Origin of the sequence: Nonomuraea sp. GTA35 (genome assembly GCF_041950525.1) — a bacterium.
Classification (GTDB): Bacteria; Actinomycetota; Actinomycetes; order Streptosporangiales; family Streptosporangiaceae; genus Nonomuraea.
The window spans coordinates 855,595-878,928 of sequence record NZ_JBGNUV010000003.1 but is presented as its reverse complement, the minus strand read 5'-3'; the positions used below and the strand labels follow the sequence as shown (position 1 = coordinate 878,928).

At 72.1% G+C, this 23,334-nt stretch carries 18 protein-coding genes; 8 read left to right on the top strand and 10 right to left on the bottom strand.

Annotated elements, in window-relative coordinates; genetic code table 11:
* Positions 1-53: 53 nt before the first annotated feature.
* The 3 genes from ACBJ32_RS17555 to ACBJ32_RS17545 form a co-directional block, all read right to left on the bottom strand.
* Positions 54-2,405, bottom strand: coding sequence for an AAA family ATPase (locus tag ACBJ32_RS17555; protein WP_375127627.1), 2,352 nt, complete (start codon positions 2,403-2,405; stop codon positions 54-56).
* A 64-nt stretch (positions 2,406-2,469) separates the two neighbouring features.
* Positions 2,470-3,366, bottom strand: coding sequence for a haloalkane dehalogenase (locus ACBJ32_RS17550; RefSeq protein ID WP_375127626.1), 897 nt, complete (start codon positions 3,364-3,366; stop codon positions 2,470-2,472).
* 142 nt (positions 3,367-3,508) lie between these two features.
* The gene (locus ACBJ32_RS17545) at positions 3,509-5,323 is read right to left on the bottom strand and encodes a hypothetical protein (protein ID WP_375127625.1); all 1,815 of its coding nucleotides are present in this window, start codon (positions 5,321-5,323) and stop codon (positions 3,509-3,511) included.
* A 252-nt stretch (positions 5,324-5,575) separates the two neighbouring features.
* Here ACBJ32_RS17545 and ACBJ32_RS17540 point away from each other — a divergent pair, with 252 nt between their 5' ends.
* The 4 genes from ACBJ32_RS17540 (at position 5,576) to ACBJ32_RS17525 (ending at position 11,020) form a co-directional block, all read left to right on the top strand.
* Complete coding sequence (locus ACBJ32_RS17540; protein WP_375127624.1) at positions 5,576-7,105, top strand: MFS transporter; 1,530 nt, start codon at positions 5,576-5,578, stop codon at positions 7,103-7,105.
* Between the two features lie 35 nt (positions 7,106-7,140).
* On the top strand, positions 7,141-7,818 hold the full coding sequence (locus ACBJ32_RS17535; protein ID WP_375127623.1) for a DoxX family protein: 678 nt from the start codon (positions 7,141-7,143) through the stop codon (positions 7,816-7,818).
* A 207-nt stretch (positions 7,819-8,025) separates the two neighbouring features.
* Positions 8,026-9,045: a LacI family DNA-binding transcriptional regulator gene (locus ACBJ32_RS17530; RefSeq protein WP_357867560.1), complete on the top strand. Its 1,020-nt coding sequence runs from the start codon at positions 8,026-8,028 to the stop codon at positions 9,043-9,045.
* Between the two features lie 130 nt (positions 9,046-9,175).
* A complete protein-coding gene (locus ACBJ32_RS17525) occupies positions 9,176-11,020 on the top strand; it encodes a ricin-type beta-trefoil lectin domain protein (RefSeq protein ID WP_375127622.1) in 1,845 nt (614 codons plus the stop codon).
* A 15-nt stretch (positions 11,021-11,035) separates the two neighbouring features.
* On the opposite strand, the gene sthA is transcribed toward ACBJ32_RS17525, so the two are convergent.
* Positions 11,036-12,439 (bottom strand): Si-specific NAD(P)(+) transhydrogenase, encoded by a 1,404-nt coding sequence (sthA, locus tag ACBJ32_RS17520; RefSeq protein ID WP_375127621.1) that lies wholly within the window; start codon positions 12,437-12,439, stop codon positions 11,036-11,038.
* Between the two features lie 60 nt (positions 12,440-12,499).
* On the opposite strand from sthA, the gene ACBJ32_RS17515 reads away from it, so the two are divergent.
* Positions 12,500-13,333, top strand: coding sequence for a PhzF family phenazine biosynthesis protein (locus ACBJ32_RS17515; RefSeq protein WP_375127620.1), 834 nt, complete (start codon positions 12,500-12,502; stop codon positions 13,331-13,333).
* On the opposite strand, the gene ACBJ32_RS17510 is transcribed toward ACBJ32_RS17515, so the two are convergent.
* From ACBJ32_RS17510 to ACBJ32_RS17485, 6 genes are all read right to left on the bottom strand, one after another.
* Positions 13,311-14,144, bottom strand: a complete 834-nt coding sequence (locus ACBJ32_RS17510) for a biotin-dependent carboxyltransferase family protein (protein WP_375127619.1) — start codon at positions 14,142-14,144, stop codon at positions 13,311-13,313. The two genes, ACBJ32_RS17515 and ACBJ32_RS17510, sit on opposite strands and share 23 nt — an antisense overlap.
* Complete coding sequence (locus ACBJ32_RS17505; protein WP_375127618.1) at positions 14,141-14,758, bottom strand: allophanate hydrolase subunit 1; 618 nt, start codon at positions 14,756-14,758, stop codon at positions 14,141-14,143. Before ACBJ32_RS17505 ends, ACBJ32_RS17510 begins: the two co-directional genes overlap by 4 nt.
* Positions 14,755-15,510: a LamB/YcsF family protein gene (locus tag ACBJ32_RS17500; RefSeq protein WP_375127617.1), complete on the bottom strand. Its 756-nt coding sequence runs from the start codon at positions 15,508-15,510 to the stop codon at positions 14,755-14,757. Before ACBJ32_RS17500 ends, ACBJ32_RS17505 begins: the two co-directional genes overlap by 4 nt.
* Before the next feature lie 16 nt (positions 15,511-15,526).
* The gene (locus tag ACBJ32_RS17495) at positions 15,527-16,300 is read right to left on the bottom strand and encodes a thioesterase family protein (protein WP_375127616.1); all 774 of its coding nucleotides are present in this window, start codon (positions 16,298-16,300) and stop codon (positions 15,527-15,529) included.
* 2 nt (positions 16,301-16,302) lie between these two features.
* Positions 16,303-17,793 (bottom strand): hypothetical protein, encoded by a 1,491-nt coding sequence (locus ACBJ32_RS17490; protein WP_375127768.1) that lies wholly within the window; start codon positions 17,791-17,793, stop codon positions 16,303-16,305.
* Between the two features lie 171 nt (positions 17,794-17,964).
* Positions 17,965-18,189 carry a hypothetical protein gene (locus ACBJ32_RS17485; RefSeq protein ID WP_080046301.1) on the bottom strand — a complete coding sequence of 75 codons (225 nt, stop codon included), beginning with the start codon at positions 18,187-18,189 and terminating at the stop codon, positions 17,965-17,967.
* Between the two features lie 154 nt (positions 18,190-18,343).
* Between ACBJ32_RS17485 and ACBJ32_RS17480 the strand changes: the two genes are divergently transcribed.
* The 3 genes from ACBJ32_RS17480 (at position 18,344) to ACBJ32_RS17470 (ending at position 23,171) form a co-directional block, all read left to right on the top strand.
* Positions 18,344-18,913, top strand: coding sequence for an HhH-GPD-type base excision DNA repair protein (locus ACBJ32_RS17480; protein WP_375127615.1), 570 nt, complete (start codon positions 18,344-18,346; stop codon positions 18,911-18,913).
* Between the two features lie 266 nt (positions 18,914-19,179).
* A complete protein-coding gene (locus ACBJ32_RS17475; protein ID WP_357867587.1) occupies positions 19,180-21,273 on the top strand; it encodes a SpoIIE family protein phosphatase in 2,094 nt (697 codons plus the stop codon).
* A gap of 242 nt (positions 21,274-21,515) precedes the next feature.
* On the top strand, positions 21,516-23,171 hold the full coding sequence (locus ACBJ32_RS17470) for an RNA polymerase sigma factor (RefSeq protein WP_357867590.1): 1,656 nt from the start codon (positions 21,516-21,518) through the stop codon (positions 23,169-23,171).
* The last annotated feature ends 163 nt before the right edge of the window (positions 23,172-23,334 follow it).

Sequence of the window (23,334 nt, the reverse complement as noted above, 5' to 3'; positions counted from 1 at the left end):
GTCACATTGCTACACCATGTGAGCCTCGCGCCGCACGGAAGATGTGAAGAAGGTCAGCGTCCGGAGAGTTCGTCCACCGCGGTGCGGACGTCCTCGCTGGTGATGGTGGTCAGGTCGGCCGCGCTGGCGGAGCCGCCGCGCGAGGCGTGCGCGGCCAGCCGCACGTCGCGCCGCATGGCCGCCCGCTCGAACAGGGACCTGGCGAAGCGGCCGTTGCCCAGCCCGTCGATCAGCCGGTCCTCGCACACCCAGGTGAACACCTCGTCCAGCCGCTGCAGCGCCTCGTCGTCGAAGGTGTCGCCCGACTTCTCCGCCAGCAGCACCGCGATCTGCGACAGCTCGCGCGGGGAGTAGCTGGGGAAGGCCACGCGCTGGTTGAAGCGGCTGGCCAGGCCGGGGTTGGTGGACAGGAACGCGTCCATCTCGCGCTCGTAGCCGGCCAGCACGACGACCAGCCGGTCGCGGTCGTCCTCGGCCCGCTTGAGCAGCGTCTGGACGGCCTCGGCGCCGAACGCGTCGCCGCCCTGGTAGCCGGGGTTGACCAGGCTGTAGGCCTCGTCGATGAACAGCACGCCGCCCAGCGCCCTGTCGACCAGCTCGTTGGTCTTGATCGCGGTCGCCCCGAGATGCTGGCCGACCAGGTCGGCCCGGTGCGCCTCGACCACGTCGGGCCTGGCCAGCAGGCCGAGCGCGGCGAAGACGCGGCCCAGCACGCGGGCGACCGTGGTCTTGCCGGTGCCCGGCGGGCCGACGAACACGAAGTGCCGCATCTGCTGCGGCGTGGGCAGCCCGCGCTCCTGGCGCATCCTGGCCACCTGGAGCTGGGCCGCGATCGCGTGCACCTGGCGCTTGACCGGAGCCAGCCCGGCCATCCTGTCGAGGTCGGCCAGCGCCTCCTCCAGCGTGGGCGTGGCCACGTAGCCGCGGAAGCGGGCGGTCAGCTCCTCGAACGCCTTGGTCACGTCGGGCGTGGTCGTGGTGACGAGGTCCTGCGTGGTCGGCGTGCCGCCGGCGCCCACCACGCGGACGTCGCGGGCCTGCGCGGCGGCCTCCACCAGGCTGCGCGCGAACCGGGCGTTGCCCAGCTCGTCGACCAGACCGCGGCGGTGCACGTCGTCGTAGAGGCCGAGCAGCACCCGCTTGGTCGCGTCGTCCATCTGGTCGCCCCTGCGCCGCTGCAGCAGCCCGGTGACCTCGACCAGCTCGGCGGGGGAGTAGCCGGGAAAGCGCACCCGCGTGGCGAACCTGCTGGCCAGCCCGGGGTTGCTGGACAGGAACGAGCCCATCTCCTGCTCGTAGCCGGCCAGGATGATGATCAGCCGGTCGCGGTCGTCCTCGGCCCGCTTGAGCAGCGTCTGCACGGCCTCGACGCCGAACCGGTCGGGCTGCCCGTCGGAGGAGTTGACCAGGCTGTAGGCCTCGTCGATGAAGAGCACGCCGCCCAGCGCCCTGTCGACCAGCTCGTTGGTCTTGATCGCGGTCGCGCCCAGGAACTCGCCCACCAGGTCGGCCCGCTGCGCCTCGACCACGTACGGCGTCTCCAGCAGGCCGAACGCGTAGAAGATCTTGGCCAGCGCGCGGGCCACGCTGGTCTTGCCGGTGCCGGGCGGCCCCACGAACACGAAGTGCCTGGTGGGCCGCTCGGCGGTGTAACCGGCCTCGGCGCGCAGGCGCGACGCCTCGATGGAGGCGGCGATCGAGCGCACCTGCTCCTTGACCGGGGCCAGCCCGATCATGCTCTCCAGCTCGGCGAGCGCGTCCTCGACGGAGATCTGCGGCGGCGCGCCCGACCTGTCGTGGGGCGCCTCGGGCCTGCCTTCGCGGACCCTGACGCGTACCTGCTGCTCGGCGGCGGCGACGCTCTCCGCGCGGGCCTTCCTGGCCAGCACGAACCGGTAGCCGAGGACGGCCACGGCGGCGGCGCAGGCCACCCAGACGGCCGTGCTGTCGGAGACGGGGGAGAGCGCGGCGGCGAGCAGGCCGGCGGGGGCCAGCGCCATCAGCGTGGTCACCCACGGCGTCACCCAGCGGATGAGGTGCGCCGCTCCGGCGACGGGCAGGGCGAGGAAGACCATGACGTGCACGGTGACGGCGCCATCGGGGAACAGCCGCCCGAACACCTGCAGCGCCAGCGCCATCCAGCCCGCCACGACCAGCGCGGTGGCGGCGGCCCTGGGATAGCGCATGGTCAGCGCGACGAACGCGAGCAGCAGGAGCACGAGGGGGAAGGTCTTGAGCAGGTCCCATCCGAGGGCGGCGCCCACGCCCATGGTGACCACGAGCACGGCCACGTAGAGCACCCGGCGCACGGCCGGGGGAATCTGGAAATACCGCAGCCGAACCTTCTCGAACAGATCCCGCGCCGCGGCCCGCCCCGCGGTCTGGGCCCTGCCGGACTCACGCATCACGCCTCCCCGGTCCGCCCCCGGTTATACCGCACCGGACCGACTATTGGGCGGTCCTGACACGCTAGGTGGAGGTCACGAAAAGGGCTATCTGACGGCCGAGTTCCGGCCCCGCGTCCTCCTGCAGGAAGTGCCCGGCGCCCTTGATCACAGGATGTCGCAGGCCAGCCGTGCCGCGCAGTGATTCGCGCAATATGGGCGCCATGCCCCCCGTGATCGGATCCCCGTCGGAGAAGGCCACCAGGAACGGCCTGTCGAGCGTGGTGAGAACCTGCCAGGCAGCGCGGTTGGCGGGCGTGGCGGGATCGTCGGGCGCGATCGGCACCAGCCCGGGCATCGCTCGCGGCCCCGCCTTGTACGACTCGTCGGGGAACGGCGCGTCGTAGGCCGCCCGTACCTCCTCCGGCAGCTCGCTCCTGCACCCGGCCTGGACGAGCCTGGCGATGTCCAGCACCGGCGCCTTGAGCACCGCGTTCCTGAACCGGTGCCACACCTCGGGCATGGGAATGTCACCTGTCGGCAAGCCCGTGTTGGCGGCCACGATCCTGGCCACGCGCCCGGGGTGCTCGGCGGCCACCCGCAGCCCGATCAGCCCGCCCCAGTCCTGGCCCACCACGGTCATGCCGTTCAGGCCGAGCGCGTCGAGCAGCAGCGCGCGGGTCCACTCGACGTGCCGGGCGTAGGTGTGGTCGGCCGGATCGGCGGGCTTGTCGGAGCGGCCGAACCCGATCAGGTCCGGCGCGATCGCGCGCAGCCCGGCCGCGGCCAGCTCGGCCATGACGTGCCGGTAGAGGAAGGACCAGCTCGGCTCGCCGTGCAGCAGCACGACGGGCTCGCCGCCGGCGGGACCGGCCTCGACGTACGCCATCCGCAGGCCGTCGCCGACCTCGGCGTAACGGGGCTCGTAGGGGAAGCCGGGCAGGTGGGCGAAGCGATCGTCCGGCGTGCGCAGGATCCGCATGGAACAAGGTTCTACCCCGGCGGCCGGGCACCGCGCCAGGGACACCACCCCGCCGCCACGCGTGGAGCGGGTCCTTCGGGAGGGGCCACGGCCACCACAGGTTTCAGGGAAGGAGGCGCCTCGCCCGGGTGTCCGGAGGGAGTCAGCGGCGCTGGTGGCGGCCGGGGAACTCGCCGAACAGCACCTGCTTGGGCGTCACGCGCAGCACGTCGGAGTCGGCCCTGGCGATGCCGCGCACCTCGACCCAGAACCGCCGCTGCAGCGGATCGGTGGCGAACACCGCCACCCTCGGGTCCTGCTCGATCGCGGCCCACGCCGCCGTCTCGGCGATCAGGCGCAGCTCGCCGGAGGAGGTGACGGACGCCACCGCGCCGGCGACCCGGGGCCCGAGCGAGTCCCCGTACGACAGCACGATGCTGCGGGCGTAGGAGAAGGTCTGGCGCACCTCGGGGTTCAGCGCGACCGACGGCCCGGCGCCCACGGGCAGGTCGCACATGAGCAGGGAGGAACGCCACGGCCCCGGCCCGCCCCGCCACCACGCCTGCAGGCCCCGCAGCGCGAGCACCAGCGCCGCCGCGGCCAGCGCGCCGAGCCCGATCCGCCATGCCCACTCCGCCGCCCACTCCGCCGCCCGTCCCGCCGCCCATCCTGGTGCCCATTCCGCCGCCCACGTCGCCCCGAGCAGCCCGCCCGCCGCGCAGGCCAATGCCGCCGGCATGACGAGCCAGGTCGCCGCGGCCAGCCACGGGTCCCCCCAGTGGCGGGCACGGCGCCGGGCGCGCAGGTAACCGCGCACCACCGGGTACGGCACCGCCACCGCGGCCACCGCCGCCCCCGGCTCCACCACCAGCGCCCCCGCCACCAGCGTCACCAGCACCGACCAGGTCCTGCCGAGCACGATCCAGAGAGCCACCCCGGCGTTGCGCCGGGCGGTCCGCTCGCTCTCCCGGGCCGGCTCCGTCACGGCCAGCGCCCGCAGCGGGCGCCCCCGCCACGACTCGGCCAGGACGCGCACCGCGGCCAGCGCGGGCCAGCCCAGCACGACGATGCCCGCCAGCCCGGCCCAGACGGGATCAAGCGAGGACGGCAGCACCCGTACCGCGCCGAGCAGCAGCCACGCGGCGAACGCCGCCACCGACAGGGCCGCCGACACCACCGACACCCCGAGCCAGGGGTCCCGGCCGAACATCGCCCCCACGTACGGCCAGACGCCGACCCGCCGCGCCTGCCGCACCGTGAGCGGGACCAGCAGCAGGAGCACCGCGCAGCCGCCGAGCCGGGCCTCGGTGCCCCGGTCGAGCAGCAGCGCGCACGCGGCGATCCCCAGCGTGGCCACGGCGAGCAGCAGGCGCACCTGGCGGGCCCAGACCTCCAGCGCGCGCCTGGCCCGGCCCGTCTCGCGCGGGTCGACCGGCCAGGCCGGGTCGTGGTGCGGCCGGGGCCGGTCCCAGCGCAGCAGCGCCAGCCCCAGGTTCACGCGGGCCTGCGGATCGCCGGGGTCGATGGCGAGCGCGGCCCGGTAGGAGCGCTCGGCCCGCGCGTGCTCGCCGCGCAGCAGGGCGAGGTCGCCGAGCATGACCTCGGGGCCCGCCTCCTCGGGCGCGAACTTCCTGGCCAGCTCGGCCTGCTCGACCGCCTCCGCCCAGCGTCCCGGCGTGCGGCGCAGCACCGCGGCCAGGCGGAGCCGGGCCTGCCATGAGCCGCGGGCCAGCTCCACGGCCCGCTCGGCGGCGGGCACGGCCTCGGCCTCGCGGCCCAGCCGTTCGTGGGCCAGGCTGATCAGCCGGTGCGCCCACTCGGAGCCTGGATCGAGGTCGGCGGCGCGGCGGGCGGCGTCCAGCGCGGACTCGGGGCGGCCGGCGTTCAGCCTGGTCAGGGCCTCCTCGCACCATTCACGTGAGGACCGGTCGGGATGGTTGCCTGTTTTGTCGCTTTCGTCGGTCCCCACGAGACCCATGATCGGCTGGCGGGCGATTGTTGGATAGGTACCGACATATGGCTGTATCTCTCTAGAGAGGTGTGCGGTGGCCGTGGATCGGCCGATACCGCTATCACAACCCCCCGGCATGGCCTAAGCTGCCACGCAAGCCGGGAGCGCCGGAATCAGGCCGCAGAGCTCGAGAGGAGCAGGTGACGAGCCACGGTTCCGCCGCTGCCGACCACCAGCACGTGCGGGCCCTGTGAAGCGGATCGGCCTGCGAGGAGGCCCATGACCGTCACACAGGCCGCATCCTTCGTACGCACTGCCGACCGGGACCCCCAGGACCGCCGCTGGTCCATTCTGGTGCTGCTCTGCCTGAGCCTGCTGCTGATCACGGTCGACGCCACCGTCCTGCACATCGCGGTGCCCGCGCTCACGGCCGCGCTCGAACCCTCCGCGGTGCAACTGCTGTGGATCATCGACATCTACTCGCTGGTGGTCGCGCCGCTGCTGATCATGTTCGGCACGCTCGGCGACAAGTACGGCCGCAAGCGGCTGGTCCTGTGGGGCATGGTGCTGTTCGGCCTCGCCTCGGCCGCGGCCGCGTGCGCCCCGACCCCGCTGACCCTCATCCTGGCCAGGGCGCTGCTCGGCGTGGGCGGCGCGATGATCATGCCGGCCACGCTCTCGCTGATCCGCCAGGTCTTCACCGACCGGCGCGAGCGCGCCATCGCCCTGGGCGTCTGGAGCGCCGTCGCGGCGGCGGGCGCCGCCGTCGGGCCGCTCGTCGGCGGCGTGCTCGTCGGCATCTGGTGGGGCGCGGTCTTCCTCATCAACGTGCCGATCCTGCTGGTGCTGCTGCCCGCCGCGATGCGCCTGCTGCCCGACTCGCGCGGGCGCCGCCACCGGCCGTGGGACGCGCCCAGCGCCGTCCTGTCGGTGGCCGGCATCCTGGCGCTGGCGTTCGGGCTCAAGGAGGCGGGCTCGGGCAGCCTGATGCCGTTCTGGGCGTCGGTCATGGTGTTCCTGGCCGGGCTGGGGCTGCTGGTGGCGTTCGTGCGGCGGCAGACCCGGCTGCCCGCGCCGTTCCTGGAGATCGGCCTGTTCAGGCGGCGGGAGTTCACGACCGGTGTCGCGGGCGTGCTGCTCGGCGTGTTCGCGCTGGTGGGCCTGCAGCTCATGCTCGCCCAGTACCTGCAGCTCGTCCTCGGTGACAGCCCCGTGCGCGCGGCGCTGCGGATGTTGCCCCTGGTCCTGTCGGCCGTCATCGGCGGGCTCGCCGCCGCCCACATCCTGCCCAGGCTCGGCATGCGGGCCACCATGAGCGGCGGCCTGGCCCTCGTCGCGCTGGCCCTGACCCCCACCCTGACCTGGGGCGTCGAGGGTCACCCCGTGATGCTGGCGGTGTGCTTCGTGGGCATCGGGTTCGGCGTGCAGGTGGCGCTGCTCGCCGCCTCCGACACGATCATGGCCGCCGCCACCGAGTCCCAGGCGGGCGGGGCCGCGGCCATCGAGGAGACCGCGTACGAGCTGGGGGCCGGCCTGGGCGTGGCCGTGCTCGGCACGATCACCACGATCGTGTACGCCCCCGGCCTGCCGTCCGTTCCCGGCGTGCCGGAGGGCGGCATGGACAAGGCCAGGCAGTCGCTGGCCGCCGCCGCGCACGTCGCGGACGAGGTCGGCGGCTCCGCCGGCGGCGCGCTGCTCGACGCCGCCCGATGGGCCTTCGTCAACGCCCTGCACACGACCGTGGTCGTGAGCGTCGTCCTGCTCGGCCTGACCGCCGCCGTGGTGGCCATGCTGCTCAGCCGTGATTGAGGTGTGCCATGTCCCGATTAGGGCAGACAACTACCGTGAAACAGGTCCTCCGTGATCTTGCCGCATTAGTCGCCCGCATCGGTGTGGGCGGTATCTTCTTCGCCAACGGGTGGACCAAGCTGGAAGACGGGCTGAAGATCACCGGGGCGAAGTTCCTGGAACAGGGCGCCCCCGCGCCCGGCGCCTGGGCCACGGTCACCATGCTCGCCGAGCTCATCGGCGGCGCGCTGCTCATCGCCGGCCTGGCGGTCTCGGCGACGGGGCTGATCCTGTTCGCCGAGGCCCTGGCGGTCTTCCTGGTCGCCCCGCCGCTCAACCCCATCACCATGAACGAGCTCATCCTGCTCGGCGCCGCCTCGCTCCTGCTGGCCGTGGTCGGCGCGGGCCGCATCTCGGTGGACCACATGGTGGTGATCCGGCGCAGGGAGTCGGAGGCGGCGAGCGAGTTCGCCGCCGACACCGAGGCCGACCGGGTCATCGCCTCGCTCAGGGAGCCCGAGGAGTCCCCGCCGCCGGAGCCCGAGCCGGAGATCTCTCCCACCGAGGACACGGCGCCGCACCCGCGGCCCCGCGCCCAGGCGGAGCAGAAACGCAATGAGGAGCCCGCACCGGCCCCCGCACCGGCCGCCGCACCGGCTCCCGCGCCGGGCGACACGCTGGTGGCGGGCCGCAAGAAGCCTCAGGCCCGCACGCGCCGCACCTCGACCGACTAGCACGTACCGGGCGAATCCCGCATCTCGACCTGGACGAGCCGGTGACCCGTGAGACGGCGGCGCCCAGCGGGCCCTGACCTTCGCCGCCGGCGTGCCGTCCGCCTTCGACGGGGCCACCGGGCAACCGGAAGCGGTGGCCACTCAGGGTGGAGATCGGCTTCGCCCGGTGAATATCCTGGCGGCGGCAGAGCCGAGCGGGGAGCAGCGATGACGGGCAGGGCGCGGGCGACGGTGCGGGACGTCGCGGCCGAGACGGGCCTGTCCATCGCCACCGTCTCCCGCGTGCTCAACGGCCAGGCCAACGTCGCCCCGCACACCCGCGAGCTGGTGCTGCAGGCGGTCGGCCGGCTCGGCGACCAGGCGCCCCGGCCCCGCGCCACGCCCGACGCCCAGGGCGGTGCGGTGTACGTGCGCTGCCCGTACGTGCTGACCGACTACTTCGGGCTGATCGTCTCCTCGGTGGGCGAGACGATCGAGCTGCACGGCAGGCAGATGATCCTCGGGGCGGGGGAGGCGGCGCAGCGCTCCGCGGTGCTGCCGGGCCTGCCCGGCCTGCCGGGTGTCGCGGGCGCGATCCTCATCCTGCCGCCCGAGCCGGGCGAGGAGCTCGTACGCCTGCGCGACCGCGGCTTCCCCTTCGTGGTGATCGACCCGCGCACGCCGCCGCCGAAGGACATCGTGGCGGTGTCGGCCGCGCACTTCGCGGGCGGCCGCAAGCTGATGGCGCACGTGGTGGAGCTGGGCCACCGGCGGGTCGGGATCATCGGCGGCCCGGTGAAGTGGCTGCCCAGCGAGGCCAGGCTGGCCGGCTACACCGCCTCGCTGGCCGACGCCGGGGTGCTGCCGGCCCCCGAGCTGCTGCGTCACGTGCCGGAGCCGAACATCGAGCACGGCTACCTGGCGGCCCGCGAGCTGCTCGGCCTGCCGGACCGGCCGACGGCGCTGGTGGCGTTCAACGACAAGATGGCGGTCGGCGCGCTGCGCGCGGCGGCCGAACGCGGGCTGAGCGTGCCCGGCGACCTGTCGGTGGCGGGCTTCGACGACATCGACATCAGCAGGGCGGCCTCGCCCGCCCTGACCACCGTGCGCCAGCCGCTGGAGGAGATGGGCCGGATGGCGGTCACCCTGCTGATGCGGCTGCTCAGCAGGCACACCCTGGAGGCGCTGCACGTCTCCCTCGGCACCGAGCTGATCGTCCGAGGCTCCACGGGGCCGGCCCCGCGCTGACTGTTTCATTTGTTACATCGGTTGACTCGCCCTCTTGACTCGTGCTCTGCTGCTCGCAGCAAGGCAGTGTTTCAGCATTGTTTCATTTGTTACAAGGGCATCACCCCCCGGCCCTGAGAGGACCTCTGCCGTGTCCAGAATCCTTCTGGCGCTCGCCTGCGCACTCGCCCTGGTGGCCGCCGCGCCCCTGCCGGCCGCCGCCGCGAACGAGCCGGTGAACGTCTGGCTCACCACCACCTCCGACTCCGGCGGACGCACCGTCACCCGCGGCCTCGCCCAGCAGACCCCGATCGCCTTCGGCCCCGCCGGCGGCACCGCGAACCACACGATCACCGTCAACGAGGGCACCACGTACCAGCAGTTCGAGGGCGGCGGCGCGTCGATCACCGACACCACCGCGTACCTGCTGCGCGGCGGCCCCGTCAGCGCCGCCACGCGCGACGCGGTCATGCGCAAGCTGTTCCACCCCACCGACGGGATCGGCCTGTCGTTCGTACGCAACCCGATCGGCGCCTCCGACCTGTCGCGCCCCGGCATGGTCTCGCTCGACGACACCTGCTGCGACCTGAACGACTTCGGCGCCAACGGCTACGACACGAACGTGCGCCTGCTCACCGTCCAGGCCAAGCAGCTCAACCCGGCCCTGCGGGTCAAGGGCGTGCCGTGGAGCGCGCCCGGCTGGATGAAGGACAACGGCCGGATGGACCAGATGGGCTGGCTCAAGTGGGAGTACTACGGCATGTACGCCCAGTACCTGGTCAAGTACATCCAGAGCTACCAGGCCGCCGGTGTCCCCGTGGACTACCTCTCCGTCCAGAACGAGCCCAACTGCTGCCAGGCGGGCAACCCGACCGCCATGAACTACCCCGGCATGTCCTGGAACGCCTCCGGCCTCATCGAGCTCACCAAGAACTTCGTCTACCCGGCCTTCCGGGCCGCCGGCATCAGCACCAAGGTCCTCGTCCACGACTGGAACTACGGCGACTACGCCCAGATCGGCCAGCCCATCCTCGCCGACGCCACGCTGCGCGACGACCCGCTGTTCGGCGGCATCGCCTGGCACGGCTACTGGGGTGACCCGTCCGTCGGCACCCAGGTGCACAACCAGTACCCGTCGGTACGGCAGTTCAGCACCGAGCACTCGGGCGGCACCTGGATCGCCAACCAGCACAACGAGGACATGGCCGACATCGTCACCTACGCCCGCAACTGGAGCGGCAGCCTGGTCAAGTGGAGCCTGGCGCTCAACCAGAACATGGGCCCGCACAACGGCGGCTGCGGCACCTGCACCGGCCTGATCACCGTCCAGGAGGGCGGCTCCCGCGCCGGCCAGGTGGACTACACGATCGAGTACTACACGACGGGCCACCTGACCAAGTTCGTCAAGCCCGGCGCGTACCGCATCGACTCCACCGCCAACGCGACCATCCAGAACGTGGCCTACCGCAACCCCGACGGCTCCAAGGCCCTGATCGCCCACAATGGCGGCACCTCCGCCCAGTCCGTCCGGGTGAACTGGGGCGGCCAGTCCTTCGTCTACCCGCTGCCCGCCCGCACCACGGCCACCTTCACCTGGTCGGGCACGGCTTCCTCAGGAGGCGGCCAGATCACCGGGCCGGCCGGCAAGTGCATGGACGTGGCGGGTGGCAGCAGCGCCGACGGCACCGCCGTACAGCTTTACACCTGCAACGGCACCGCCGCCCAGCAGTGGACCCGGCCCGGCGACGGCACGCTGCGCGCCCTCGGCAAGTGCCTCGACGTCCGCGACCACGGCACCGCCGACGGCAGCCGGCTCCAGCTCTGGTCCTGCACCGGCGCCGCCAACCAGCAGTGGACCCACACCCCGGGCCGCGACCTGGTGAACCCGGCGGCGGACAAGTGCGCCGACGTCACCGGCAACTCCAGCGCCGACGGCACCCCTCTGCAGCTCTGGACCTGCACGGGCGCCGCCAACCAGAAGTGGACCATCTCGTAGGGGGACAGGCCCGGCTCACATCTCCGCGGTGAGCCGGGCCACCGTCCGCATCTTGTTCATCGCGTCCAGCGCCGCCACCTTGTACGACTCCGCCAGCGTCGGATAGTTGAACACCGCGTTGACCAGGTAGTCGACGGTCCCGCCGCAGCCCATGACCGTCTGCCCGATGTGCACCAGCTCCGTCGCCTGCGTGCCGAACACGTGCACGCCCAGCAGCCGCCGGTCCTCCGAGGACACCAGCAGCTTGAGCATCCCGTACGAGTCGCCGATGATCTGCCCCCGGGCGAGCTCCCGGTAACGCGAGATGCCCACCTCGAACGGCACCTTGTCCCGGGTCAGCTCGTCCTCCGACTTCCCGACGAAGCTGATCTCGGGAATGGTGTAGATCCCGATCGGCGGCAGGTCGTGCAGGTCGCCGGCCGGCTCGCCGCACGCGTGCTGCGCGGCCAGCCGCCCCTGCTCCATCGACGTGGCCGCCAGCGCGGGGAAGCCGATCACGTCGCCCACGGCGTAGATGTGCGGCACCTCGGTGGCGTAGTTCTCGTCCACCTTGATCCGCCCCCGGTCGTCGGCGGTCAGGCCGGCGGCCTCCAGGTTCAGCTCGGCCGTCTTGCCCTGGCGGCCCGCCGAGTACATGACGCAGTCGGCGGGGATCTTCTTGCCGCTCTCCAGCAGGGTCAGCGCGCCGCGCGGGCGGCGCTCGACGGCCGCCACGCTCTCGCCGAACCTGAAGGTCACCGCCAGGTCGCGCAGGTGGTACTTGAGCGCCTCGACGATCTCCAGGTCGCAGAACTCCAGCATGCGCTCGCGCCGCTCCACCACCGTCACCTTCGTGCCGAGCGCGGCGAACATGGAGGCGTACTCGATGCCGATCACCCCGGCGCCCACCACGACCAGCGTCTCGGGCACCTTGTCGAGGTGCAGGATGGCGTCGGAGTCGATCACCGTCCTGTCGTCGAACTCGACGCTGGACGGGCGGGCGGGGGAGGTGCCCGTGGCGATCACGATCTTGTCGGCGGAGACCTTCTTCTCCTCCTCGCCGGTGACCCCGATCGTGTGCTCGTCGAGGAAGCGGCCGGTGCCCTGCAGCACCGTCACGCGGTTGCGGGCGAGCTGGCTGCGGATCACCTGGACCTCGCGGCCGATCACGTGCTGGGTGCGCATCCCGAGGTCGGCGACCGTGATGTCGTCCTTGACGCGGTAGCTGGCGCCGTACAGCTCCCGCTGGTTGAGCCCGGTGAGGTACAGGACGGCCTCGCGCAGGGTCTTCGACGGGATCGTCCCCGTGTTGATGCACACGCCGCCGATCATGTTCCGTTTCTCGACGATCGCGACGCGCCTGCCGAGTTTCGCCGCCGCTATCGCGGCCTTCTGCCCACCTGGGCCGGAGCCCAGGACCACAACATCAAAGTCCGCCACACCGTCCAGTTTGCGGGCGGCGTGTCACCGGGGAAAGACCTGTCTGGGAGACTCCGGAGTATGTTGCGCAGATTCACGCAGGTTGACGTGTTCGCCTCCGGCCGCCCGTACACGGGAAACGCGCTAGCGGTCGTGATCGACGGCGAGGGGCTGAGCACGGAGGAGATGCAGAGCTTCGCCCGGTGGACGAACCTGTCGGAGACCACCTTCCTGCTGCCGCCGACCACGGGGGAGGCCGACTACCGGGTCCGCATCTTCACCCCCGACACCGAGCTGCCCTTCGCCGGGCACCCCACGCTGGGCTCCTGCCACGCCTGGCTGGAGGCCGGCGGCGAGCCGCGCAAGGAGGGCCAGATCGTGCAGGAGTGCGGCGCCGGGCTCGTGCTCGTGGACGCCACGGACGCGGGGCTGGCCTTCCGGACGCCGCCACTGGTCCGCTCCGGGCCCGTGGAGGAGGAGCTCCTGGAGCAGATCGTCGAGTCGCTCTGCATCACGCGGGAGGACGTCGTGGACGCCGAGTGGGTCGACAACGGCCCCGGCTGGGTGGGCGTGCTGCTCAAGGACGCCGAGGCCGTGCTCGCGCTGCGCCCGCGGACGGTGCCGCACGACATCGGCGTGGTGGGGCCGTATCCCGAGGGTTCGCCGTGCGCGTTCGAGGTGCGGGCGTTCTTCCCCTCTCAGGGCAGCACGGTGGAGGACCCCGTGACGGGCAGCCTGAACGGCTCGCTGGCTGAGTGGCTGCTGCGCACGGGCCGCGCCAAGGCCCCGTACGTGGCCGCGCAGGGCACCGCGATCGGCCGCGCGGGCCGCGTCGACATCTCCGTCGGCTCCGACGACGCCGTCCGGGTGGGCGGTGACGTGATCACCTGCGTCACGGGCCACGTCGAGTTGTGAACCGTACCTCCTCGCCCGGCCTGAGCTGGGCGAGGACCGGCAGATCGGCGCCGCGCACGACGCCGATCACCGGATATCCGCCCGTCGGCGGATGATCGGTCAGGAACACGATCGGCTGCCCGCTCGGCGGCACCTGCACGGCCCCGGCCACCATGCCCTCGCTGGGCAGCTCGCCCTCCTTGGCCCGCTCCAGCCGGGGGCCGCGCAGGCGCACGCCGACGCGGTTGCTGTCCTGCGTCACCGTGTACGCCTGCCCGCACAGCTCCGCCATCGCCTCCGGCACGAACCAGTCGTCCCGCGGCCCCGGCAGGACGCGCAGCACCGCCGCCCGCGGGCCGGGCAGCGGCGCGAGGTCCACCGAGATCGCGCCCTCCGGCGGCCCCACGGGCAGCAGCGTGCCCGCCCGCAGCGGCTCCGGCCCCAGCCCCGACAGCGAGTCGGTGGAGCGGCTGCCCAGCACGGCCTCGACCGCGATCCCGCCCCGCACCGCCAGATACGTGCGCAGACCCCACGCCGGCGCCCCCAGCCGCAGCTCGCCGCCCGGGGGCACCCAGAACGGCGCTCCCATGTCCGCCCCGGCGAGCGGCGCCCCGGCCAGCGCCGCCCACGCCCCGTCGAGGAAGCGCAGCCGTGCCCCGCCGAACGTCAGCTCGATCCCGGCCAGGCTCTCGGCGTTGCCGACCAGCCGGTTGGCCAGCCGCAGGCTCGGCGCGTCGGCCGCCCCCGACCGCGGCACCCCCAGATGGGCGTGACCGGGCCGGCCCAGATCCTGGACGGTCGCGTACGGCCCCGGGGTGACGACCTCGATCATGCCGCCTCGAACCGCACCCGCATGCCCGGCCGGAACAACGACGGCGGATCGCCCGCCACGTCCCACACCCGCACCGGCGTGCGCCCGATCAGCCGCCACCCGCCGGGGGAGGCCGCCGGATACACCGCGGAGTACGGCCCCGCCACCGCCACCGACCCGGCCGGCACCGACGTGCGCGGCGTGTCCAGCCGCGGCGTCTCCAGCACCGGATCCAGCCCGGTCAGATAGGCGAACCCGGGGGCGAACCCCAGCCACCCCACCACCAGCTCCCGCCCGGTGTGCCGCGCGACCACCTCCTCGACGGAGATCCCGGCCAGCTCCGCCACGGAATCGAGATCCGCCCCGTCATAGACGACGGGAATCGTCACGAGCGGCTGCCCCTCACCGGCGCCCGCCACGGCCCGGTCCCGCTCCGCGCACGCGACCTGCTCCAGCCGCGCCCGCAAGCCGGCCTGATCCACCCCGGGAGCCACCACGAGCACCGTCTCCGGCCCCGGCACGATCTCCACGATCCCCTCCGGCCCGCGCGCCCGCAGCGCCGCGTCGAGCCGGTGCGACAGCTCCAGCGACCCGGTCTCCACGAGCAGCGCGTGCTCCCCGGCCGTCCGGATCACGCGAACGCCTGCAGGACCACCCCGGCCGCCAGCAGCTCGTCACGCACTCCCTGCGCCAGCCTGACGGCGTCAGGCGTGTCTCCGTGGACGCAGATGGAACGCGCTGCAATCGGCACGGAACTCCCGTCAGCGGCCGTCACAGAGCCTTCCACGGCCATCTGACGGGCCCGGGCGGACACCGCGGCGGCGTCGTGGATCACCGCGCCCTGCTCCCGGCGCGGCACCAGCGTCCCCGCGGGGGTGTACGCGCGGTCGGCGAACGCCTCGCTCACCGTCGGCACGCCCTCGGCCGCCGCCACCTTGTGCACGACGGAGCCGGGCAGCGTGAGCACCGGCAGCGACGGGTCGTAGTCGGCCACGGCCTCGATCACCGCCGTCGCCTGGCCCTCGTCGCGGCAGATCCGGTTGTACAGGGCGCCGTGCGGCTTGACGTAGGAGACCCGGCCGCCCATCGCCCTGGCGATGCCGTCGACGGCGGCGAGCTGGTAGAGCACCTCGGCGCACAGCTCCTCCGGCTCCACGTCCATCTCCCTGCGCCCGAAGTGGGCCAGGTCGCGGTAGGACACCTGCGCCCCGATCGCCACGCCCCGGTCGACGGCCGCCGCGCACGTGCGCCTGATCGTCACCGGGTCGCCCGCGTGGAATCCGCACGCCACGTTGGCGCTCGTGACGATGTCGAGCAGGGCGAGGTCGTCGCCCAGCTTCCAGATGCCGAAACCCTCGCCCAGGTCCGCGTTGAGGTCGATCACCATGCGTCCATCATGGCGGTTACCCCTGCCTCGGCGCGACGAACAGCGTCTGCGTGGCCGTACCGATCTCGCCCGCCACGTCGAACAGCGTCGAACGGGTCAGGCCGCGGCCCGACGGGCCGATGACGGTCTCGGCGTCCATGCAGACCCACTCGCCGACCGGCGCGCGGAAGAGCGAGATCGTCAGATCCACGTTGACGAACACGTGGGTGTCGAAGCCGAGGGCGAAGCTGATGCCGTTGCCGCTGTCGGCGAACACCGCGACCCGCTCCACCGGGGCCGGCTCCTCGCCCGCCACCAGCGGCATCGTGAGCCTGCCCCACGCGGTGGCCGGGCCGGGCTCGGCCGCGCCGCCGGCGACGAAGCGCCAGTCGAGCGCCTTGCCGTACCCGAAGCCGGACTGCAGCCACGACCGCTCGGGCCGCTCCTCGCGCGGCGGGATGGGCGGGGCCTCCCTGACCGGCGTGGGCGGCGTGTCGGCCTCGCGGATGCGCCACGCGGTGGCCCTGACGAACTCGCGGCCGCCGGACGACACGCTCGCCGACAGGCACTGCACCCGCTTGCCGTCGCGGACGACCTCGGTCGCCACCTCCAGCTCGGCCACGGGCACGGGGGCGAACACGTCCACCACCAGCCTGGACAGCTCCAGCCCCGGGCGCGGCGCGGTCCGCGCCAGCTCGTGCGTGACGAGCGCGGTGACCGGTCCCAGGTGCTGGGCGCGCGGGTCCCACGGGCCCTGCGTGTGCTCGGAGGCCAGGTAACGGCCCTCGCTCAGCCGCTCGTACATGGCCATGGTCAGAACTCGTCCGGGATGTCGGCGATGTCGTCGAGGGCCGCCGCCAGCTCCTCCGGGTCGCCGCCGATCCGCTCGGCGATCTCGATCAGCACGTGGAGCACGTCGTGGCGGTCGTGCCCCAGGTCGAGCAGGCGCTGCGCCGCCTCCCAGAGCTGCGGCGGATCGCCGTCCCACAGCCTGGTCGCGATCTCCTCGTGCCAGGCCAGGTGCTCCTGGTCGATCGCGCCGCCATGGTCGATCTCGAGTAACGTGCGCCGGTCGGCCTGGTCGGCCGGGTCGAGCTGGTCGAGGTCGATCCCGTTGTGCGTGCCCTGCAAATAGGGGAACGCGAAGGCCCGCCTGGCCAGCGCCGACAGGTCGCCGTCGGGCAGCAGCCGCTCCAGCAGCGGCCGGTCCAACCCGAACGACGTCGGATCCCGGTAGGCCTCGGGGAACTTCCCGATCGCCTCCCACACCGCGTCGAGCGTGGCCTTCAGCCCCTGCTCGGGCAGCCCCGTGCGGTGGGCGGCGAAGCGCACCCACGCCGACAGCACGTGCGGCATCGCCTCCTGCTCGGCCACGCTCAGCATCACCTTGCGCGGCAGCCAGTCGAGCAGGAACGTCTCGCACTTGGTCGGGCTCACCCGCAGCGGCCGGTTGAAGTCCTGCTCGCACCCGTAGTCGATGATGTGGTCGGCGCAGCGCGAGGCCGCCGACGGGTCGGACAGGTGCTCGGCCGCGTCGGAGGCCAGGAACTCCGCCGCCAGCATGGCCCGCCGCTCCCTGCTGTACGGGGCCTCGATGTGCAGCGGCGCGGGCCGCTTGCGCCCCGGCGGCAGCGCCTTGAGCCGGGCGCGGGCGAAGGCGTGGTAGGCGCTGTAGCTGTCGCTCACCGGCGGCGGCGTCTTCGGCTCCCTGGTGGCCTTCATCGCCGACTCCAGCAGCGCCCTGGCCTGCTCGGGCTGGATCTCCTCGAACAAAAGCAGCGGGTTGCCGGCCGCCTCGGCCCTGGCCTGCTCCAGCAGCTTGTCGACCTGGGAGGACACCCAGGCGTCGCGCGCCATGCCGCTCATGTTGTGGTCGACCACCATGACCAGCGCGTGGCGGTCGATCGGCTGGTCGCTGTCGTTCCAGCGGTAGGCGAAGGTGCAGATCACGGTGTCCTGGTCGCCGTACGCGTCGCGCGAGACGTAGCAGCCGGCCGGCTTGACCGCGCCCACCCGGTCGGCCCAGCCCGGCCTGGCCACGCCGGACTCCATCATCGCCAGCGCCGCGCCCTCGGCCTTGGCGCCCTGCCGGGCCGTGCCGAGGTAGGCCAGGCAGATCAGCAACGTCAGCGAGGCCGGCGTGCCGGCCTTGGCCGCGTAGTCGACCAGCCCCTCACCGAGCACCTGCTCGACGTCGCCGCCCCTGACCCGCCTGCCCCACCAGGCTCCGATCATGTCGGAGACCATCAGCTCCGCGTCGAGAGGGGTGCGTACGGCCAGCAGCTCGCGGGCCGCCTGCACCATCTCCTTGAACACGTCGTCTGGCGGGGTGCTCTCCCGGGGATCTCGTCGGTGTCGGCGCACACCCTCACTCTCTCGTATTCCAGGCGCGAACGGTGCGGAGAACACGGCCCGGTGACCCCGATGTTATCGGCGGGCACGCCGACGCGGGCACCGTCGCCTTCCGCGGACGCCCTAGCGGAGGCTCCGGGGAGGAGGCGCCGAGTTCACGATCGCGAGCAGGTGCTCGCGCGCGATGCGTTCCACGATCTCGGGCGTGGCGGAGATGCCCAGGTGCTGGGCGCACGCGCACACGTCGGCCACGCAGCGGTCGATCGTGTCCACGGGTACGGTAAGGAACTCTTCGGCCAGCCTGAGACTGACCGGCTCCCGCAGGAACCGTGTGGCCAGAGCGAGCATAGGAGTGAGATTCCTCTGGAGGCCGGGGGGCAAACCCCCAGGAATGTCTGCAGGGCGACTTGCGCTCTCATTTCACCTTTTCTCGGGCTGGTGTCAAGGCTCCACGACGCCTGTGTTCACTTCACCCGGCGGGCTTTCGTGCGAAGCTGTCTCCATGCGCATCCAGCTCGCCCAGCGGAGCGAGGCAGACGAGCTCCTCGGCCGCAGCCCGCTCGCCCTGCTCGTCGGCATGCTGCTCGACCAGCAGATCCCCATGGAGTGGGCGTTCACGGGGCCCTACACGATCTCCCAGCGGCTCGGGCACGACCTCACGGCGGAGGAGATCGCCTCCTACGATCCCGAGGCGTTCGTGGCGCTGCTGGCGGAGAAGCCGGCCGTGCACCGCTATCCCAAGTCCATGGCGGGCCGGGTCCAGCAACTCGCGGCCTATCTCGTCGAGCACTACGACGGGCAGCCGGAGAAGATCTGGGCCGACGCCGGCGACGGCAAAGAGTTGCTGAAACGACTCATGGCCCTGCCGGGATACGGCAAGCAGAAGGCCCAGATCTTTTTGGCATTGCTGGGCAAGCAGCTGGGGGTCCAGCCGTCAGGCTGGCGTGAGGCGGCCGGGCTCTACGGCGAGAAGGGGTCACACCGGTCGGTCGCCGACGTGGTCGACGCCGACAGCCTCGGCCGCGTGCGGGCCGCCAAGCAGGAGGCCAAGCGGGCGGCGAAGAGCGAGTAGGGCCAGTAGCCTGACGGGCGTCCGCCCCGGCGATCCGGCCCCGGCGATCTGACGCTGTAACCTGATCTTGCTGCGCAATGTGGAGCGACTTTGACAGGATGCGTAGACCCTAGAGGCGACCGGGCCGCGGCGGGGGCTTCCGTCCGTACATGCCCATCGTCGATGATGTACTGCAGGATCCGGTCGCCCGGAGCTGCGCTACGCCGATACACAGTTATGGAGATGTGCCGCGTGGGAGACCCTGGCACGCGACGGAGGTGCGGACCATGAGCGCCGAGACCTCCGTTCCCCGTCCCCGGGAGTCGGATGTGGACATCTCAGACTCCGCCCTCTTCAAGGGCATGTTGTCGGAGGCAGAGTTCGCCTTCGCGTTCTTCGACGCCGACAGCCGCATCCAGCGGGTCAACGACGTGTTCAGCGATGTCGTCAACGTGCCCGCGGAGCGCATGGTGGGCCGTCAGCCCGTCGAGGTGCTGGCCGCCGACCTCAGCCAGATCATCACCCACGCCGTCCAGGCCGTCATCGAGACCGACGCGCCCGTGACCGAGGGCCGCGTGCGGGTGCGCTCCGCCGAGGGCGACACCCGGCACTGGTCGCTGTCGTTCTCGCCGGTCCACGACGACGCCGGCGAGCTGCGCGCCATCGCGCTGGTCGGCCTCGACGTGACCGAGAGCCGCCAGACCGAGGAGGCGCTGCGCCGCAGCGAGGAGCGCTACCGCTCGCTGGTCGAGGCGCAGTCCCAGCTCGTCTGGATCACCTCGCCCACCGGCGCGGTCGTCGAGGACGCCCCGCAGTGGCGCGCCATCACCGGCCAGGGCCTGGAGGAGTACCTCGCCAGCGGCTGGCTGGAGGTCGTGCACCCCGAGGAGCGCCAGCAGACCGAGGAGGCGTGGCGCGAGGCCCTGCGCGGGCGCACCATGTTCGAGTGGAACTACCGCGTGCGCACCCGCGCCAGCGGTTACCGCCACTTCGAGGTGCGCGCCGTGCCGATCATCCGCCACGGCAGGGTGGTCGAGTGGGTCGGTGCCAACACCGACGTCACGCCGCAACGCGAGGCCGAGGAGATGCGCGGCAGGCTGACCGACCAGCTCGGCGCCGCCGCCCTGCGCACCGCCCGGCTGCAGGGCGCCACCGCCATGCTGGCGGAGGCGCTGACGGTCGAGCAGGTGGTGCAGGTCATCATCGACGTCGGCCGCACCGCGCTGGCCGCGGACCGCTCGGCGGTCGCGCTGCTCGACACCGACCGCGCCGCGCTCAAGCTGATCAACGGCGAGGGCATCCTGGAGGCTTCCGGGGCGACGGGCGACGAGATCCCGCTGTCCCACTCCAACGTGATGACCATGGCCGTCAACAGCCGCCGGCCCGTGTTCGCCGAGTCGCCCGAGTCGCTGAAGGCGCAGCTCCTGGAGGCGGGCGGCGACGAGGAGGTGCTGGCGGGGTTCCTCGCCCACGGCGACGAGCGGGCCTGGGTGGGCCTGCCGCTGCTGGCCGCGGGACGCGCCCTGGGAGCGCTCCGGTTCTCCTTCACCAGGCCGCAGAAGATCTCCCAGGAGGACGGCGTCTTCCTGGAGGCGCTGGCCGGCCAGTGCGCGCTCGCGGTGGAGCGGGCCACGCTCTTCGAGCGCGAGCACCGCACCGCCGAGACGCTGCAGCGCAGCCTGCTGCCCGACCGCCTGCCGGTGGTCAAGGGCCTGGTGCTGGCCCAGCGCTTCCGCTCCGGCAGCCGCCACGTGCAGGTCGGCGGCGACTGGTATGACGCGTTCGTGCTGCAGGACGGGCGTGTCGCGGCGGTCGTCGGCGACGTCATGGGCAAGGGCGTCAAGGCGGCCGCGGGGATGGGCCGCATCCGCAACGCCATGCGCGCCCTGGCGCTGACCAACCCGCCGCCCGCGGCCGTGCTCACCGGTCTCGACCGGGTCTTCGAGGCCACGGAGGAGGAAGAGCAGGTCACGACGCTGGCGTACATGGTGGTCGAGCCCGTCACCGGCGAGGGCACGCTGGCCCTGGCCGGTCACCCGCCACCCGTCCTGGTCTCGCCACAGGGCACGGCGATCCTCTGCGACGCCGAGCCGGGCACTCCGCTAGGCTGGCCGACCAGCCGAAGGCAGTTCCGGTTCGTGGTGCCGCCCGGCCATACCGCCGTGCTCTACTCCGACGGACTCGTCGAGAACCGGAAGCGTGGGCTGGATGCCGGGCTCGCAGAGATTTGCAGTGTTGTGACCGAAGCGCCGCCTGAGGTGGTGAGTAGTCCTCACATGCTGCTGGACTTCCTGGTTGACCGGATGTTGTCTGGATATGAACAGGATGATGACGTTACCGCGCTCGCAATCCACGTCCCACCAGCCACGAAGAGTGACTGAATGAAACAGTCATAACGGTTGCTTTCGGGTATCAGTGCCCCGCTTACGTACGCACTACTGTCTCGGTCGGCCTAGGGTGGAGGTCAACCGCCGGGAGGTGGCCGTATGGAGTGCGGGGTCGTGCCACAATGCTGTGCAGGTCCGTCGCGGTCCGCACGGCCTCACCGATCTCCGAGAGAGGCAACAGCCCCCCAGCGGGCATCTGGGTCCATTGTCGCCACGCGTTCGTTCGAGAGGTGTTCGTGTCGCCTGCAAGTTCGACTCGCTCGAAGCCACAAGAGCTGAACGAGCCCGTCATTCAGCGACTGCTCGAGCGTGGGCGCTCGCAGGGTTTCCTCGAGTCTGAGGATGTCCGTCAGGCCTTCGAGGAGGCGGACATCCCCATGTCGCACGCCGCCGCGTTCTTGCGGAACCTCAGCAAAGAGGGCGTGACCGTGGTGGTGACCGCCGCGGATTCGGCTGCGCCGAAGAAGTCTCGTGGTCCAGCAAAGCGCCGCACTGCCGCCCCCGTCAAGACCAAGACAGCGGCGGCCGCCAAAGAGCAGCAGCCCGAGACCGTGACCGCGGTCGTGGGCACCGCCGAAGCCGAGCCGGCCGCCAAGAAGGCGGCCCCTGCCAAGAAGGCCGCCCCGGCGGCGAAGAAGGCCGCGGCACCCGCCGCCGCCAAGAAGGCCGAGCAGAAGAACGCTGGGCCTGCCGACACCAAGCCGAAGGCGCCCGAGGCCCCGCGGGGCGAGACGGACGACGACGAGGACATCGAGCTCGACGGCGACGTGGAGCTGGAGGACCTCGAGGACATCGAAGTCGACGACGAGATCGTCGCCGAGGACGAGTCCGAGTCCGAGGGTGACTCCGACGACGACGAATCCGACGACGAGCCCAAGGCCGCCGACGTCGCCGCCGCGCAGAAGACCGAGGAAGAGGTCCTCATCCTCTCCGACGACGACGATGACGCTCCGGTGGCCCAGGTGGCCGCCGCCGGCGCCACCGCCGACCCGGTGAAGGACTACCTCAAGCAGATCGGCAAGGTCCCCCTGCTCAACGCCGAGCAGGAGGTCGAGCTGGCCAAGCGCATCGAGGCGGGCCTGTTCGCCGAGGAGCAGCTCGGCGGCGGCGAGACCGACGGGCTGCCCGTCGACGTCAAGGCCGAGCTGGAGTGGATCGCCGAAGACGGCCGCCGTGCCAAGAACCACCTGCTGGAGGCCAACCTCCGGCTCGTGGTCTCGCTGGCCAAGCGCTACACCGGGCGCGGCATGCTGTTCCTCGACCTGATCCAGGAAGGCAACCTGGGCCTGATCAGGGCCGTCGAGAAGTTCGACTACACCAAGGGCTACAAGTTCTCCACCTACGCCACGTGGTGGATCCGGCAGGCGATCACGCGTGCCATGGCCGACCAGGCGCGGACCATCCGCATCCCGGTCCACATGGTCGAAGTGATCAACAAGCTGGCCCGCGTCCAGCGGCAGATGCTGCAGGACCTCGGCCGCGAGCCCACGCCGGAAGAGCTGGCCCGCGAGCTGGACATGACGCCCGAGAAGGTCGTCGAGGTCCAGAAGTACGGCCGCGAGCCCATCTCCCTGCACACCCCGCTGGGTGAGGAGGGCGACAGCGAGTTCGGCGACCTCATCGAGGACTCCGAGGCCATCGTGCCGGCCGACGCCGTCAGCTTCACGCTGCTGCAGGAGCAGCTGCACTCCGTTCTCGACACGCTGTCGGAACGCGAAGCGGGCGTCGTGTCGATGCGGTTCGGCCTCACCGACGGTCAGCCGAAGACGCTGGACGAGATCGGCAAGGTTTACGGGGTCACCCGTGAGCGCATCCGCCAGATCGAGTCCAAGACCATGTCCAAGCTGCGTCACCCGTCGCGGTCCCAGGTCCTGCGGGACTACCTGGACTGAGACCCGTTCGGGCTGATCTGCTCGTACCGCGCGCCCCGCCGGGAGTTCCCGGCGGGGCGCGCGGCGTTTCGCGACCCGGGCCCGGGCTCCTGTTTCGGCTCAGGCTCGGGGTTGCTTCCTGGTGCCTGGCCGGTCGCTCGGGCTCGGCGTCGCGTCGGTGAGA